The organism is Amycolatopsis sp. lyj-23, from assembly GCF_046549135.1.
In the GTDB taxonomy this organism is placed as follows: domain Bacteria; phylum Actinomycetota; class Actinomycetes; order Mycobacteriales; family Pseudonocardiaceae; genus Amycolatopsis.
Genome location: NZ_JAJPWN010000022.1, coordinates 84597 through 103019 on the forward strand (window position 1 = coordinate 84597; position 18423 = coordinate 103019).

The following is an 18423-nucleotide window of genomic DNA, read 5'->3' on the forward strand; positions in this document are numbered from 1 at the left end:
TCATGCCTACCTGCCGAGTTCGTTGTCGAGTGCCGCGAAGAGGTCGTCGTCGGTTTCCAGCTCGAGGGCCACGGCGGTGGACCCGCCGTCCACCAGCCGGAGCAGCCCGCGCAGCCGCGCGGCGACCGTTTCCGCGTCGGGGGTGTCCGGGCCGTCGATGACGGCTTCCAGCGCGTCCAGGGCGTGCCGGACGGGATCCGGCTTCTCGCCGGCCAGCCGGCTCCGGAGGTACGCGGCCAGCGCCTCGGTGGTCGGGTGGTCGAACACGAGCGTGCTGGGCAGCCGCAGCTCGGTGGCCGTGGTGAGCCGGTTGCGGAGCTCGACCGCGGTGAGCGAGTCGAGGCCCAGGTCCAGCAGGCCCCGCCGGACGTCGATCGTCCGCGGCGCCGGGTGGGCCAGCACCAGGCCGACCTGCTCCTGCACGAAGGCGAGCAGCAGCGCGTCCTGTTCCGCGTCATCCAGCCCCGCAAGCCGCTGGGCCAGCGGCAGTTCCGCCGGCACGGCCGGGCGGGCGGTCCGGGTCCGCACCAGGCCCCGGAACAGCTCCGGCAGCGCGTCCCCGAGGGCGCGCAGCGCGGCGAGGTCGAGAGCCACCGGCGCGAGCACCGGCCGGGTACCCGGGTCGCCCGCCATGGCCAGGTCGAGCGCTGCGAGGGCTTCGCCGTCGGGCATCGGCAGGACGCCGCCCCGCAGCAGCCGGGCCCGGTCGGCGTCCCCGAGAGCCGCCGCCATCCCGGCCTGCCACATGCCCCAGGCCAGGGACACCGCGGGCAGGCCCGCGCCGCGGCGGTGCTCGGCCAGCGCGTCCAGGAAGGTGTTGCCCGCGGCGTAGCCCGCCTGCCCGGCGTTGCCCACCAGCCCGGCCACCGAGGAGAAGAGCACGAAGTCGGTCAGCTCCAGCCCGGCGGTCAGCTCGTGCAGGTGCCAGGCCGCTTCGACCTTCGGCCGCAGGACGCGGGCGAGGCTCTCCGGGCTCAGACCCTCCACAGTGGAGTCTTCGACGACGCCGGCCGCGTGCACCACCGCGGTGAGCGGGTGCCCGGCCGGGATCGAAGCGAGCAGCTCGGCCAGCGCGGCCCGGTCGGCCACGTCGCAGGCCGTGACCCGCACCTCCGCGCCCAGCGCCGTCAGTTCGGCCACCAGGTCCTCCGCGCCGCCGCGGCGGCTGGTCAGCAGCAGCCGCCGCGCGCCGCGGGCGGTCACCAGGTGGCGGGCGACCAGTGCACCGAGCGCGCCCGTGCCGCCGGTGATCAGCACCGTGTGGTCCGGGTCGAACCGAGCCGCGGCGTCCGTGCCCTCGGCCTTCGCCAGCCTGCGCACCCAGGCCTGTCCGCCGCGCAGTTCGAGCTGCGGCCGGGGATCGGCCAGCGCCGCCCGCAGCACGTCACCGGCGAGCGGGCCGTCGGTGATCAGGTGCTGGAACCGCCCCGGGTGCTCCGACGCGGCCGTCCGGAGCAGCCCGGACAGCGCACTGTGCCCCAGTTCCCCGGTGCCGAGCACGGCCAGCCGCGCCCCGGACAGGGCCTCGGTGGCGAGCCACTGCCGCACCACCGCCAGCACTTCGCCGGTGACCTGGCCCGTCTCCTGCGGGGTCGCCGGCCGGACCGGCAGGACGACCACGTCGGGCCCGGCCACCCCCGCCGTCACGGCGGCGAGGTCGGAATAGCACTCGGCGCCGAGGCCCAGGTCGTCCGAGCCGAGCACCGCGATCGTCCCGGCTTCCGCGGCGGGGAGGTCCACCGCGGTTCGCTCCACCGCGTACACCGACGGGCCGCTGGAACCGGCCGGAAGGGCACGCAGCGCGAGCGACTCGACGGTGGCGACCGGCGTTCCCGTCTCGTCGGCGATGTGCACCGAGACGGCGTCGTCCGGGCCGGCCGAGAGCTTCACCCGCAAGGAATCCGATCGGTTTCCGGACAGCTGCACCCCGGAGAAGGCGAACGGCAGCCGGACCTCCGCCCGCTCCTCCAGGAGCAGCGCGTGCAGCGAGGCGTCGAACAGCGCCGGGTGCAGGACGAACCCATCCGTCTCGACGGAAGCCCCTACCTCGGCATAGAAGTCGCCACCCGATCGCCAGGCCGCCTGGAGACCCTGGAAGGCCGGGCCGTACGCGTAGCCGCGGTCGGCGAGGCGGTCGTAGAGGTCGTCGACGGGCTGTGGTTCGGCACCGGACGGCGGCCACGACCCGAGCTCCGGGTCCGGGCCGACGGGGAGAGCGGGCACCACGCTTCCGGTGGCGTGCTTGCGCCAGCCGTCGCCGTCCCGGTCGCCCCGGGAGTGGACGGCCACCGGACGGCGGCCGCCGTCGTCGGGGCGGCCCACGGTGATCTGCAGCTGGATTGCCCCGGTTCCGGGCAGTACCAGGGGTTCCTGCAGGACCAGCTCCTCCAGCCGCGCGCAGCCGGCCGCGGCGCCGGCGTGCAGGGCGAGCTCCACCAGTGCCGTGCCCGGCAGGAGCCGGGTGCCGGCGACGACGTGGTCGGCGAACCACGGGTGGCTGCGGGCCGAGACCCGGCCGGTGAACAGGACTCCGTCGGAGTCCGCGAGCGGAACGCCGGCGCCGAGCAGCGGGTGCCGCGCGGAGTCCAGGCCGGCCGAGGTGACGTCGCCGCCGCCGGGGCCGTCGGTGAGCCAGAAGTGCCGTCGCTGGAACGGGTAGGTCGGCAGGTCCGCGGTCGGGCCGTCCGCACCGAAGAAGGCACGCCAGTCCACCGGGACACCCCGGACGTGGGCGTGGGCCAAGGCGGTGACGGCGGTGTGCGGTTCGGGACGCCCGTCGCGCAGCACCGGGACCAGCAGGGCGCCCACGTCGAGGAAGTCCTGCCCCAGCGCGCTGAGCACGCCGTCCGGGCCGAGCTCCAGGAACGTCCGGACGCCTTCCGCCTCGAGCGAGCGGGCGGCGTCCAGGAAGCGCACCGGCTCGCGAACGTGGCGGACCCAGTACTCCACTGTGGTCAGTTCCTCGGCGGCCGGTTTCCCGGTCAGTGCCGACACGATCGGGATGGTGGGCGGGGCGAGGGCGAACTCCTTCACGACCGCGTGGAAGTCGTCCAGCATCGCGTCCATGTGCGGGGAGTGGAACGCGTGGCTGACGCGCAGCCGCTTGCTCCGCCGTCCTCGGGCGCTCAGTTCCGCACCGGCCGCTTCGACGGCATCCGTGTCGCCCGAGAGCACCACGGACGTGGGGCCGTTGACGGCGGCGATGTCCAGCCGGCCCTCCTGCCCGTCGAGCAGGGCCAGCACCTCCTCCTCGCCGGCCTCGACGGCGAGCATCGTCCCGCCGCCGGGCAGGGCCTGCATCAGCCGGCCGCGGGCCGCGACCAGCTTCGCCGCGTCCGCCAGGGAAAGGACGCCGGCGACGTGCGCGGCGGCCAGCTCGCCGACGGAGTGCCCGGCGAGGAAGTCCGGCCGGAGCCCCCAGCTTTCGAGGAGCCGGTAGAGCGCCACCTCGGTGGCGAACAGCGCGGCCTGCGCGAAATCCGTCCGGTTCAGCAGCTCGGCGTCCGCACCCCGGAGGACGTCGAGCAGCGGCTGCTCCAGCCACTGGTCGAGCTCGGCGCAGACGGCGTGCAGGGCTTCGGCGTACGCCGGGTAGGCGGCGGACAGCTCCCGGCCCATGCCGAGCCGCTGGCTGCCCTGGCCGGTGAAGAGGAACGCGGTCCGCCCGGCCACCGGCGTACCCCGCACGACCGGCGCCGCGAGGCCCTCGACGGCGTCCGGGGCGGTGGCCGCCACGACCACCGCGCGGTGCGGCAGGGCGGCGCGCCCGGTGGCCAGGGTCCGGCCCGCCGCGGCCAGGTCCTCCGGCGTGGCCCCGGCGAGGGCCGCGCCGATCCGCTCGGCCTGCGCCGGCAGGGCCACTTCGGTGTGCGCGGACAGCACCAGCGGCACGACCGGCATCGAGCGGGACGGCGGCACCGGCTCAGCGGCCGGCGGCTGCTCGACGATGACGTGGGCGTTGGTGCCGCTGATGCCGAAGGAGGAAACACCCGCCCGGCGCGGCCGCCCGGATTCCGGCCACGGCGTCGCCGCGGTGAGCAGCTCCACCCGGCCGGCGGACCAGTCCACGTGCGGGCTGGGCTCGTCGATGTGCAGGCTCTTCGGCACGACCCCGTGCCGCATCGCCATGACCATCTTGATCACGCCGGCCACCCCGGCCGCGGCTTGGGAGTGCCCGATGTTCGACTTCAGCGAGCCCATCAGGAAAGCTGCCGGGCGCTCCCGGCCGTAGGTGGCGAGCACCGCCTGAGCCTCGATCGGGTCGCCGAGGGTGGTGCCGGTGCCGTGCGCTTCGAGCGCGTCGACGTCCGCGCCGGTCAGGCCCGCGTTCGTCAGCGCCTGCCGGATCACCCGTTCCTGGGACGGGCCGTTGGGCGCGGTGAGGCCGTTGCTCGCGCCGTCGGAGTTGACGGCGGTGCCGCGCAGCACGCCGAGGATCCGGCGGCCGTTGCGCCGGGCGTCGGAAAGCTTCTCCAGCAACAGGATCCCGGCACCTTCGGCCCAGGCCGTCCCGTCCGCCCGGCCGGCGAAGGGCTTGCAGCGGCCGTCCGGGGCCAGCCCGCGCTGCCGGCTGAACTCGACGAACATCCGCGGCGTGGCCAAGACGGTCACACCGCCAGCCAGCGCCAGCCCGCACTCGCCGTTGCGCAGGGCCTGCGCGGCGAGGTGCATCGAGACCAGCGAGGAGGAGCAGGCGGTGTCGACGGTGATCGCCGGCCCCTGCAGGCCGAAGGTGTAGGCGACCCGGCCGGAGGCGACGCTGACCGTGCTGCCGACCGACAGGTAGCCCTCCACGGCCTCGGGGGCGTCCCGCAGCCGTCCCGCGTAGTCGTTCGCCATCACGCCGGCGAACACCCCGGTGTCGCTGCCCTTGAGCGAAGCCGGGTCGATCCCCGCGCGCTCGAACGCCTCCCAGCAGATCTCCAGCAGCAGCCGCTGCTGCGGGTCGACGGCGGTGGCCTCGCGGGCGCTGACGCCGAAGAACTCGGGGTCGAATCGCGTTGCCCCGTCGAGGAATCCACCGTGCCGGGTGTAGGACGTGCCGGCGTGGTCCGGGTCCTCGTCGTAGAGGTGGTCCAGGTCCCAGCCGCGGTCAGCGGGGAACGGCCCGATGGCGTCCCGCTCTTCGGACAGCAGTGCCCACAGCTCTTCCGGCGAGCCGACGCCACCCGGGTAGCGGCAGGCCATCGCCACGATCGCGATCGGCTCGTCCGCCGCGGCGGCGACCGGTTCCGCGACCGCCGCCGCGGGGGCGGCACCGAGGAGCCCGGTCCGCAGGAAGGCAGCCAGCTCGGCCGTGGACGGGTGGTCGAACACGACCGTCGCGGGCAGCTTCAGCCCGGACACCGCGTTCAGCCGGTTGCGCAGTTCCACGGACTTGAGCGAGTCGAAGCCGAGGTCGTTGAACGCGCGGTCCGGGGCCACCTCGGCCCCGCCGGTGTACCCCAGCACCGAGGCCACCGCGTCCCGGACCAGCTCCAGCAGGACGCGGTCCTGCTCCGGGCGGGGCAGGGCGGCCAGCCGCTCCGGCAGCGAGCTTTCCGCGGCCCGCTCCCCGGCGGCGGACCGGCGGGCCGAGCGCACCAGTCCGGAGAAGAGCGGCGGCAGCGTGCCGTCGTCGCGTTGGCGCCGCAGCGCGGTGTGGTCCAGCGGGGCCGGGACGAGCACCGGCCGCCCGGTCGCCAGTGCGGCGTCGAACAACGCCGTCCCCTGCTCGCTGCCGATCGCGGCGATCCCGCTGCGGGCCAGCCGGGCCAGGTCGGCGCCGGTCAGGTGGGCGGTCATCCCACTGTCGTCCGCCCACAGGCCCCAGGCGAGCGACGTGCCCGGCAGGCCCAGCGCCCGGCGGTGCACGGCGAGGGCGTCGAGGTAGGTGTTGGCCGCCGCGTAGTTGGCCTGTCCCGCGGTGCCGACCGTGCCGGCCAGCGAGGAGAACAGGACGAACGCGGCCAGGTCGAGGCCGGCGGTGAGCTCGTGCAGGTGCCGGGCGGCGTCGACCTTGGGCCGCAGCACCGCGTCCAGCTGCCCGGGCGTGAGCGCCGGCAGCGTGCCGTCGTCGAGGACGCCGGCGGTGTGGAGCACCGCGGTGAGCGGGTGCTCGGCGGGCACGTCCGCCAGTACCGCGGCGAGCGCGGCGCGGTCGGCCGTGTCGCAGGCGGCCACGGAAACCGCGGCGCCGTGGGCGATGAGCTCGGCTTCCAGCTCCAGCGTGCCCGGGGCCTCCCGCCCGCGGCGGCTCACCAACAGCAGGTGCCGCACGCCGTGTTCGGCGACGAGGTGGCGGGCGAACAGCCGGCCCAGGGTGCCGGTCGCCCCGGTGATGAGCACGGTGCCCTCGGGGTCGAGGGCCGGTGTGGCCGCACCCGCCGCGGGCGCCTTGGCCAGCCGGGGGACGAACAGCGTGCCGTCCCGGAAGCTCACCTGGGCGTCCGGTACCGCCAGGGCGCGGCCCAGCTCGGCCTCGGTGAGGTCGCGGTCCGCCGCGTCCACCAGGCCGAACCGATCGGGGTTTTCCGACATGGCGGTCCGCACCAGCCCCCAGACGGGCGCGGAGGCGAGACCGGCCTCCGTGCGGGCGGTGGTCGCGTCACGGGTCAGGAAGACCAGCCGCGAGCCGTCGAACCGCGCGTCGGCCAGCCAGCCCTGCGCCAGCCGCAGGGCGCGGTGGGCCACGCCACGGGGACCGCCCGCCGCGTCGACGGGCACCACGACGAACGGCGGGACGTCGACGACGTCCGACAGGGCCGCGTAGGTCCCCGCGGGGGCCGGCACCCCGTGGCCGAGCACGGCCCACCGGGTGCTCGCGGGGACGTCCGGAGCGGCCGTCCAGTCCACTTCGAGCAGCGGGGGCTCCGGGGTGGTCCGGGCGGTCAGCCGCGCCGGGTCGACGGGCCGCAGGTTGAGCGATTCCACCGTGGCGACCGGGGCACCGGTGGAGTCGGCGAGGGACAGCGTGGTGCCCGAGCCGTCCGGGGTGAGCCGCACCCGCAGCGCGGCAGCGTGCGCCGCGTGGAGCCGGACACCGGTCCACGCGAACGGCAGCACCAGCCGGCCGTTCCCGGCGAGCGCCAGCGGGTGCAACGCGGCGTCGAGCAACGCCGGGTGGATGCCGAACTCGCCCGGCGCGACGTCCTCCGGCAGCGCGACTTCGGCGAACATCTCGTCCCCGGCCCGCCACAGCGCCCGCAGCCCCTGGAAGACGGGGCCGTACTCGAAGCCCCGCTCGGCCAGCGTTTCGTAGGCGGCCGACAGGTCGACCGGTTCGGCACCGGCGGGCGGCCAGGCCGTCGTGTCCGGCAGCTCGGTACCCACCTGCGCGAGGCAGAGCGTTCCGGTGGCGTGCAGCACCCACGGGCCGGGCGGCACGTCGGCGGTCTCCGGCTCCGGCCGGGAGTGGATCGACAGGGCGCGCCTGCCCTCCTCGTCCGGCGCGTCGACGACGACCTGGAGCTGCACCCCGCCGCGGCCCGCGAGGACCAGCGGGGCCTGCAGCATCAGCTCGTCGAGCTGGTCGAGTCCGGTGTGGTCGCCTGCGCGGACCGCGAGGTCCACGAAGGCGCTGGCCGGGAGCAGCACCGTGCCCGCGACGGCGTGGTCGGCCAGCCACGGCTGCGCGGCCGCGGCGATCCGTCCACTGAGGACGATCTTGTCCTCGTCGGCCGTCCGGAGCACGGCACCGACGAGCGGGTGGCGTTCGGCGGTCAGCCCGAGGCCGCCCGCGTCGCCGGCGAGCGGCGGGCCGTCGAGCCAGTGGCGTTGGCGCTGGAAGGGGTACGTCGGCAGGTCGACCGGGACGGCGGGGCCGCCGGTCACCGCCGCCCAGTCGACCGCCACGCCGGCGACGTGCACCTCGGCGACCGAAGCCAGGAACCGCTCCCGGCCGCCCTCGTCGCGCCGCAGGGAACCGACGACGACGGCGTCGCCCACCCCGGCCGCCTCAGCCGTGTCGGCGAGCGCCGAGGTGAGCACCGGGTGGGCACTGACCTCGACGAACACGCGGTACCCGGCGCCGAGCAGCGCCCGGGTGGCCTCTTCCAGCCGGACGGTCTGCCGGAGGTTGCGGAACCAGTACCCGGCGTCGAGCTCGGCGCCGTCCAGCGGCTGCCCGGTGACCGTGGAGAAGAACTCGACGGCGCCGGGACGCGGCGAGACGTCGGCCACCAGCTCCCGCAGCTCCGCTTCCAGCACGTCGACGTGGGCCGAGTGGGAGGCGTAGTCGACCGCGATCGTGCGGGCCCGGATGCCCTGGGCCGTGCTGTGCGCGACGAGCTCGGCCAGGGCTTCCGGGTCACCGGAGACGACCGTGCTCGCCGGGCCGTTGTGCGCGGCGATGTCGATCGCGCCGTCCCAGCGGGCGATGAGCTCGCGCACCTCGACGGCCGGTAGCGCCACCGACACCATCCCGCCCGTGCCGACCAGCCGCACGATCGCCCGGCTGCGCAGCGCGACGAGCTTCGCCGCGTCCTCGAGCGACAGCACCCCGGCGACCACGGCCGCCGCGATCTCGCCCTGCGAGTGACCGGCCACCGCGTCCGGCTCGATGCCCACCGACCGCCACAACGCCGCCAGCGACACCATCACGGCCCACAACGCGGGCTGCACGACGTCCACCCGGTCGAGACCGGGCGCACCGTCTGCTCCGCGCAGGACGTCCAGCAGCGACCAGCCGGTGTGGGGCGCCAACGCCCGCGCGCACTCCGCCAGCCGCGCGGCGAACACCGGTTCGGCGTCGACCAGCTCCAGCGCCATCCCCGGCCACTGCGAACCCTGGCCGGGGAAGACGAACACCGTCTTGCCCGCACCGGAAGCCGTGCCCCGCACCAGGTTCGCCGTGGACCGCCCGCCGGCCAGTGCGTCGAGACCCGCCAGCAATTCGTCGCGGTCGGCACCCGAAACGGCCGCCCGGACCGGGAGGTGCGGGACGCGCGTCGCCAGCGTCGAGGCGACCGCCGACGGCGTCACGTCCGGCGAAGCCAGGAGTCCGCGGATCTGCTCCGCCCGGGCCGCGAGCGCCGCTTCGCTCCGGGCGGACACGACCACCGGAAGCCCGGTCGCGTCCGGCGTACCGGCCGGGATCTCCGGTCCCTGTTCCAGGACCACGTGCGCGTTCGTGCCGCTGATCCCGAACGAAGACACCGACGCCCGGCGCGGACGGCCCGGCCCGGGCCAGTCCCGAGCCTGCGTCAGCAGCTGCACCGTGCCCGCGGACCAGTCGACCTCGGGGGACGGCTCGGCCACGTGCAGGGTCGCCGGCAGCTCGCCGTGGCGCATCGCCATCAGCATCTTGATGATGCCCGCGACGCCGGCCGCGGCCTGCGTGTGCCCGATGTTCGACTTGATCGAACCGAGCCACAGCGGCTGCTCGCCGGACCGCTCCCGGCCGTAGGTGGCCAGCAGGGCCTGCGCCTCGATCGGGTCGCCCAGCCGGGTGCCCGTGCCGTGCGCCTCGACCGCGTCCACTTCGGACGCCGCGAGGCCCGCGTTGGCGAGCGCCTGCCGGATCACGCGCTGCTGGGCCGGGCCGTTCGGGGCGGTGAGGCCGTTGCTGGCGCCGTCCTGGTTGATCGCCGAGCCACGGATCACGCCCAGGACGTGGTGTCCGTTGCGCTGCGCGTCCGACAGCCGCTCCAGCACCAGCACACCTGCGCCCTCGGCCCAGCCCGTGCCGTCCGCCGACGACGAGAACGCCTTGCACCGGCCGTCCGGCGAAAGCCCGCGCTGCCGGGAGAACTCGATGAACGTGTTCGGCGTCGACATCACCGTCACGCCGCCGGCGAGCGCCATCGAACACTCGCCCCGGCGCAGCGCCTGGGCGGCCAGGTGCACCGCCACCAGCGACGACGAGCACGCCGTATCCAAGGTGACCGCCGGGCCTTCGAGGCCGAAGGTGTAGGCCACCCGGCCCGACAGCACGCTCGGGATCGTGCCGGTCAGCAGGTGCCCCTCGAAGCCCTCGGGCGCACGGCCCAGCCGCGAGCCGTAGTCGTTGTACATCACGCCCGCGTACACGCCGGTCGACGTGCCGCGCAGCGAAGCCGGGTCGATGCCGCCCCGCTCCAGCGCCTCCCACGCGACCTCCAGCAGCACCCGCTGCTGCGGGTCCGTCGCCACCGCTTCACGCGGGCTCAGTCCGAAGAACTCGGCGTCGAAGTCCGCGGCGTCGTAAAGGAAACCGCCGCGGCGGGTGGACGACTTGCCGGTCTTGTCGGGGTCCGGGTCGAAGAGCCCGTCGACGTCCCAGCCGCGGTCCTCGGGGAACTCGCCGGTCGCGTCCCGGCCCTCGGCCACCAGCCGCCACAGCTCCTCCGGCGAACCGGCCCCGCCCGGGTACCGGCAGCCCATGCCGACCACGGCGATCGGCTCGTCCGCCCGTGCGTCGTGGGCGGCCACCACCGGGACGCCCGCCGGTCCGGAGTCACCGAGCTGCTCCAGCAGGAAGTCCGCTACCGCGGCCGGCGACGGGCAGTCGAACACCAGGGTGGCGGGCAGCCGCAACCCCGTCGTTTCGCCGAGCCGGTTGCGGAACTCGACGCCGGTCAGCGAGTCGAAGCCGGCGTCCTTGAACGCCCGGCCGGGGACGACGTCGGCCGCGGCGCCGTGGCCGAGCACGAGGGCGACGGTCTCCCGGACGGTCTCGAGCACGGCCTGCGCCCGGTCGTCCGCCGCGGCCATCCGCTGCGACCAGGACGAGCCGGTGGCGGGGGCGGCACCGGCCGCCGTCCGCCGGCGCGCCCGGACCAGACCGGAGTAGAGGCCAGGCAGGCCGGACTCCTCGGCCAAGGTGCGCAGCGCACCCAGGTTCAGCTCGGCCGGGACCAGCAGCGGCTCCGGCGAACCCAGCGCGGCGTCGAACAGCGCCATGCCCGCTTCCGGGCTCAGCGGGATGATCCCGCTCCGCTTCCACCGGGCGACGTCCGCGTCGCCGAGGCTGCCCGCCATGCCTTCGGTGCTGTCCCACAGGCCCCAGGCGAGCGAGGTGGCGGGCAGGTCCCGCGCCCGGCGGTGCTGCGCGAGGGCGTCCAGGAAGGTGTTCGCGGCCGCGTAGTTCGCCTGACCGGCGTTGCCCACGAGACCCGCGATGGACGAGAAGACGACGAAGGCGGACAAGGTGCTTTCGCGGGTGAGCCGGTGCAGGTTCCAGGCCGCGTCCACCTTGGGCCGCAGCACCTGCTCCAGGTGGTCCGCCGTCAACGAGCCGACCGTCGCGTCGGCCAGCACGCCCGCCGTGTGCACCACGGCCGTCAGCGGGTGCTCAGCCGGGATTTCGGCGAGCAGGGCGGCCAGCGCGGCGGCATCCGCCACGTCGCACGCGGCCACCGAAGCCTGCGCGCCCAGTTCCACCAGCTCCGCCACGAACTCCGCGGCACCCGGGGTTTCGGCGCCGCGACGGCTCACCAGCAGCAGGTGCCGCGCACCGTGCCGGTCAACCAGGCGCCGGGCCACCAGCCGGCCCAGCGTGCCCAGCCCGCCGGTGACCAGGACGGTGCCTTCGGGGTCCAGGCCCGCGAACTCGGCCGCCGAGGCCGTCGCCCGCGCCAGCCTGGGCACGAAGAGCTCGCCGCCGCGCACCGCGATCTCGGGCTCGCCCGACGCCAGCACCGCCGGGAGTGCCGCCGTCCCGGTCTCATCCAGGTGCGCCAGGACCAGCCGGCCCGGGTGCTCGGACTGGGCCGTGCGGACCAGGCCGGCGAGCGTGGCGGTGGGCAGCGCGCCGTCCGGCAGCGTGACGACCAGGCGGCTCTCGGCGAACTGCGGGGCCGACAGCCACTCCTGGACGGCTTCCAGGCCGCGTGCCGCCGTCGCGTGGGTCTGCGGCAGCACCTCGGCCGAAGCGCCGGCTGCGAGTTCGTGACCGCCGATGACGACGAACTCCGGCGCCGGACGGCCCGCGTCGACGGCGGCGCGAAGGGCGACGAGGTCGGCGTGCGGTGCCTCGCCCAAGCGGATCCACCGCTGCTCGTCGACGGGCTCGGCCGCGGGCACGGCCTCCCACGTCACCCGGTACAGGGATTCCGTGGCCGGGCCGGCCGGGGCGAGCTGGTCACGGCTGATCGGCAGCAGGGCGACGGCGTCGATCGTCGCCACCGGGGCGCCGGTGCCGTCCGCGACGACGAGGCGCGCGGTGTCCTGGCCGGTGTGGGTCCAGCGGACGCGGAGCACGGTGGCGCCGACCGCGTGCACGGCGAAGCCGGTGAACGAGAACGGCAGCCGGATCGTGCGGTCGTCCTGCGCCCCTTCGAGGACCAGGACCAGGGGGTGCAGGGCGGCGTCGAGGAGTGCGGGGTGCACGCCGAACCGGCCGGCTTCGTCGTGCAGCCGGGCAGGCAGCACGACCTCGGCGAAGAGGTCGTCACCGGCCCGCCAGGCCGCGCGGAGCCCGGAGAAGGCCGGACCGTAGCCGTACCCGAGGTCGTCGAGGCGGTCGTAGACGCCCTCGAGCGGGATGGCGACGCCGTCGGCCGGCGGCCACTGGCCCAGGGACACCCCGGGCGCGGGGGCCGCGAACGTGAGCAGGCCGGCCGCGTGGGCGGTCCACTGCTCGCCGCCGGTGCTCGAGTAGACCGTGAACCGGCGGTCGCCGCCCGGGCCGGGCGGGTCGACGGTGAGCCGGATCGAGACGGTGCCGGTTCCGGCCAGGCTGAGCGGAGTCTGGAGGGTGAGTTCTTCGACGGCGGCGCAGCCGAGCTGTTCGGCCGCCTGTCCGGCCAGCTCGAGGAACAGCGTCCCGGGGACCAGGATCGTCCCGCCGATCGCGTGGTCGGCCAGCCAGGGGTGCGCCGACAAGGACAGCGCCCCGGAGAACTGGACCCCGGCGCCGTCCGGCTCCGCGATCACCGTGGCCAGCAACGGGTGGTCCACCGCCGTCAGCCCCAGGCTGCTCGCGTCACCGGACCGCGGAGCGGTTAGCCAATAGCGCTCACGCTGGAACGCGTACGTGGGCAGGTCGACCACACCGGTGCCGGGCAGGAACCCCGTCCAGTCCACGTCCACGCCGTGCGCGTGCACCGCACCCAACGCGGTGAGGAGGGACCGCTTCTCGGGACGATCCTTGCGCAGCAGAGGAACCACGACGACACCCTCGGCCAGGCACTCGCCCGCCAGACCCGCCAACGTCCCGTCGGGACCCAGCTCCACGAACGCCGTCACGCCGAGACCGGCCAGTGTGGCGATGCCGTCAGCGAACCGCACAGCCGACCGGGCCTGAATCGCCCAGTACTCCGCCGTGAACTCCTCGATCACCTCACCGGTGACATTCGAAACGACCGGGATCCGCGGAGTCGCGTGGGTCAACCCCCGCGCGACCTCGGTCAGCTCCGCCAACATCCCGTCCAGGTGCGCGGAGTGGAAAGCGTGGCTCACCTTCAGCCGGGTCGCCTTGACACCCTCCGCACGAGCCAGCTCCATGACTTCGAGCACCGCGGTCTCGGCACCCGAGATCACCGTGCTCACCGGGCTGTTGACCCCGGCAATGTCCACATCGGACCGACCGGCGAGCCACCCGGCGACCTGCGCTTCCCCGGCGTTCAGCGCCACCATCGCGCCGCCCTCGGCCACCGCGTCCATCAGGCGGGCCCGCGCGCACACCAGACGGGCCGCGTCCTCAAGGGACAGAACGCCAGCGACGTGCGCCGCCGCCAGCTCGCCGACCGAATGCCCGACCAGGTAGTCCGGGGTCACCCCGTGGTGGGCCAGCAGGCGGAACAACGCGACCTCGATCGCGAACAACGCGGGCTGGGTGAACGCCGTCCGCTGAAGCAGCTCCGGCTCGCCCTCGATGACGTCGGCGAGAGATCGGTCCAGATGCACGTCAAGCGCCGCAACGACTTCGTCGAACGCCGACGCGAACACCGGCTCTGCCGCGGCCAGCTCACGCCCCATCCCGACGCGCTGGCTGCCCTGCCCGGAGAACAGGAACGCCACCGAACCGGCCGAGACCGCCTCGCCCGGGGTCAGCGTCCGCAGCGCGGCCAGGAGTTCCTCGCGGGTCTCCCCCACGAGCACCGCGCGGTGGCCGAACCGGGCCCGCGCCCCGGCCAGGGACCGGCCCACGGCCACGACGTCCAGTTCCGGCCGCTCCTCCAGGAACGGCACGAGCCGAGCCGCCTGCTCGGCCAGGGCGGCATCCGACTTGCCCGACAGCACCCACGGCACCGGCCCGCCCGGCGCTGTCGCCGGAGCTTCGGGCTCGGCGACCTGCTCGACGATGAGGTGCGCGTTGGTCCCGCTGATGCCGAACGACGAGACGGCCGCCCGGCGCGGCCGGTCCGGGTCCGGCCACGCCTGCGCCCGCGTCAGCAGTTCCACCTTGCCCGCGGACCAGTCGACGTGCGACGCCGGCTCGTCAACGTGCAGCGTCGCCGGGAGAACGCCGTTGCGCAGGGCCATGACCATCTTGATCACGCCCGCAACCCCGGCCGCGGCCTGCGTGTGCCCGATGTTCGACTTCAGCGACCCGAGCCACAACGGCGTCTCGCGGTCCTGGCCGTAGGTGGCCAGCAAGGCTTCCGCCTCGATCGGGTCGCCCAGCCGGGTACCCGTACCGTGCGCCTCCACGACGTCCACATCGGACGCCGAGAGCCGCGCGTTCGCCAGCGCGGTCCGGATGACCCGCTCCTGCGACGGGCCGTTCGGCGCGGTGAGGCCGTTGCTCGCGCCGTCCTGGTTCACCGCGGAGCCGCGGATCACGGCCAGCACGCGGTGCCCGTTGCGCTGCGCGTCCGACAACCGCTCCAGCACCAGCACGCCGACGCCTTCGGCCCAGCCGGTGCCGTCCGCCGACGACGAGAACGCCTTGCACCGCCCGTCCGGCGACAGCCCGCGCTGCCGGGCGAACTCGACGAACATGCCCGGAGTCGCCATCACGGACGCGCCACCGGCCAGCGCCATCGTGCACTCACCGTGCCGCAGCGCCTGGGCCGCGAGGTGCAGCGCGACCAGCGAAGACGAACACGCGGTGTCGACCGTGACCGCGGGGCCTTCCAGCCCGAACGTGTAGGCCAGCCGGCCCGACGCGATGCTGGCGGTGTTGCCGGTCAGCAGGTAGCCGTCGTGGCCGCCGGACGGCTCGTGCAACCGCGGCCCGTACTCCTGCGCCGTCGCGCCGACGTACACGCCGGTGCGGGTGCCGCGCAGCCCGGCCGGGTCGATGCCCGCGTGCTCGAACGCCTCCCAGCCCGTCTCCAGCAGCAGCCGCTGCTGGGGATCCATCGCCGCCGCCTCGCGCGGGCTGATACCGAAGAACCCGGCGTCGAACCGGTCCGCGTCGTGCAGGAACCCGCCCTGGGTGGTGTAAGTGGTCCCGGTGCTGTCCGGGGCGAAGAGCGCGTCGAGGTCCCAACCGCGGTTGTCCGGGAACCCGCTGACGGCGTCGACCTCGTCGCCGACCAGCCGCCACAGGTCGTCCGGCGAGGCAACCCCGCCCGGCAGGCGGCAGGCCATGCCCACGATCGCGATCGGCTCATCCGTGACGGCGGCCTCGGGGATGTCGTCGCCACGACCCTGGTCCAGGCCGCCGAGGTGGTCGGCGAGGATGGCCGGGGTCGGGAAGTTGAAGAGCAGGCCGGAGGGCAGCGAAAGCCCGGTGGCCGCGCTCAGTGCGTTGCGGAGTTCGACCGCCGCGAGGGAGTCGAACCCGAGGTCCTTGAACGTCGTGTCGACGTCGACGTCCTGGGCGGAGCCGTGGCCGAGCACGGCCGCCACGTGCGCCCGCACCAGGTCCAGCCGGTCGCCGCGCGGCGCGGGCCGCTCCGGCTCGGCCGCCGGACCGTCCAGCCAGTAACGACGGCGCTGGAAGGCGTAGGTGGGCAGCTCCGCCAGAGCCGAGCCCGGCAGGAACCCCGTCCAGTCCACGTCCACGCCGTGCGCGTGCACCGCACCCAGGGCCGTCAGGAGAGACCGCTTCTCGGCACGATCCTTACGCAGCAACGGAACCACGACAACGCCCTCGGCCAGGCACTCGGCCGTCAAGCCCGCCAACGTCCCGTCGGGACCCAGCTCCACGAACGCCGTCACGCCGAGACCGGCCAGCGTGGCGACGCCGTCGGCGAACCGCACAGCCGACCGGGCCTGGACCGCCCAGTACTCCGCTGTGAACTCCTCGACCAACTCACCGGTCACGTTCGAAACGACCGGGATCCGCGGCGGCGAATACGTCAGCTCCCGCGCAACCTCAGTCAGCTCCGCCAACATCCCGTCCAAATGCGCGGAATGGAACGCATGACTCACCTTCAGCCGGGTCGCCTTCACACCCTCCGCACGAGCCAGCTCCAGGACCTCGAGCACCGCGGTTTCGTCACCCGAGATCACCGTGTTCGCGGGACTGTTGAACCCGGCAACGTCCACGCCCGGACGAAGCCACCCAGAAACCCGTTCTTCGCCCGCGTTCAAGGCCACCATCGCCCCGCCGGTGGTCACCGCACCCATCAACCGCGCCCGCGCACACACCAGACGCGCCGCGTCCTCAAGGGACAGCACACCAGCCAGGTGCGCCGCCGCCAGCTCACCCACCGAATGCCCCACCAGGTAGTCCGGGGTCACCCCGTAGTGAGCCAGCAGGCGGAACAACGCGACCTCGATCGCGAACAACGCCGGTTGCGTGAACTCCGTCCGGCTCAAAAGATCCGGCTCGCCCTCGATCACGTCGGCAAGAGATCGATCCAGATGTACGTCAAGCGCCGCAACGACTTCGTCGAACGCCGCCGCGAACACCGGCTCCGCCGCGTACAGCTCACGCCCCATGCCCACCCGCTGGCTACCCTGTCCGGAGAACAGGAACGCCACCGAACCAGCCGCAACGCGACCCGACACCACACCGGCCGCGGGCAGGCCCGCAGCCAAGGCCCCGGCGCCCGCGAGAAGCTCCTCACGATCCTCTCCCACGACCACCGCCCGGTGGTCGAAGCGAGCGCGTGACACCGCGAGCGCACGGCCCACCGCCGTGACGTCCAGCTCCGGCCGCTCCGCCAGGAACGACACCAGCCGCCGCGCCTGACCGGCCACCGCCTCGGCCGAACGGCCCGACAGCACCCACGGCACCGCACCCCGGCGCGGCTCGGCGCCGGGCAGCTGCGCCGGCTCGGCAGTCCAGTCCGAGAGCACGACGTGGCAGTTCGTCCCGCCCATGCCGAACGAGCTGACCCCGGCGTAGAGCGGCTCGTCCGGTCGCGGCCACGGCTCGGCCTCCCGCTGGACGGCGAGCTTCCACTCGTCGAACGCGATGCCGGGGTTCGGAGTCTGGAAGTTCAGGCTCGGCACCAGTTCGCGGTGGTGGAGGCAGAGCACGGCCTTCAGCAGGCCGACGATGCCCGCGGCCCCTTCCAGGTGCCCGACGTTGGTCTTCACCGAGCCGACCCGCAGTTCGGCTCCGGACCCGCGGCCGCCGCCGAGCACCGCGCCCAGCGCCGACGCCTCGATCGGGTCGCCCAGCTTGGTGCCGGTGCCGTGCAGTTCGACGTACTGCACCCGGTCCGCGGCCACCCCGGCGCGCTCGTACGCCTGCCGCAGGACGTCCTGCTGGCCGGCCGGGCCCGGGACGGTGAGCCCCTCGGTCGTGCCGTCGTTGTTCATCGCACTGCCGTGCAGCACGCAGTAGACCGGGTCGCCGTCCGCCACGGCGGCGGACAGCGGCTTGAGCACCACGAACCCGCCGCCTTCACCACGGACGTACCCGTTCGCCCGCGCGTCGAAGGTGAAGCTGCGGCCGTCCGGGGAGAGGGCACCGAACCGCTCCGCGCCGATCGTGCTGTCCGGCACCAGGTTGAGGTTCACGCCGCCGGCGAAGGCCAGCTCGGACTCGCCGCGGCGCAGGCTCTCGACCGCCAGGTGCACCGCGACCAGCGAGGAGGACTGGCCGGTGTCCACGGCCGCGCTGGGGCCGTGCAGGCCCAGGGTGTAGGAGATCCGGTTGGCGACGACCCCGCGGTTGAGCCCGGTCAGGGTGTGCCGGGTGATGCCGTCGATCCCCTGCTGGTGCGTCAAAGCGGCGTAGTCGTCGGCGATGACGCCGACGAAGACCCCGGTCCGGCTGCCGGCCAGCGACGGCGGGACGATCCTGGCGTCCTCCAGGGCTTCCCAGGCGAGCTCGAGCATCAGCCGCTGCTGCGGGTCCATCGACGCCGCCTCACGCGGGCTGATGCCGAAGAAGGCCGCGTCGAACCCGCTGACGTCCTCGAGGTAGCCGCCCGGCCGGGCGGGCAGTCCGGCGCGGCCCGCCGGCGGCGCGCCGATCGCGCTGCGGCCGTCGCGCAGCAGCTGCCACAGCCGGGCGGGGTTCTCCGCCTGCGGCAGCCGGCAGGAGAGCCCGACGACGGCGATCGCCTCGGTCGATGTCGACGTGTCCGCTTGGAATTCCACCATGGTCGAGCTGCCCTTACCCCTGTTGTCACGTACGAAGCCTGAGCGCAGGCGTAGCACCCGCAGCGGTGC

At 74.6% G+C, this 18423-nt stretch carries 1 protein-coding gene; it reads right to left on the bottom strand.

Annotated elements, in window-relative coordinates:
- Nucleotides 1-6 precede the first annotated feature (6 nt).
- Entirely contained in the window at nt 7-18354 is an 18348-nt protein-coding gene (locus tag ACLJPY_RS42260; protein ID WP_410596604.1) for an SDR family NAD(P)-dependent oxidoreductase, read from the bottom strand.
- Nucleotides 18355-18423: the final 69 nt, after the last annotated feature.

Coding starts and splice junctions, on each gene's coding strand:
- ACLJPY_RS42260 (WP_410596604.1), bottom strand. CDS start 18,354: ATGGTGGAATTCCAAGCGGACACGTCGACATCGACCGAGGCGATCGCC.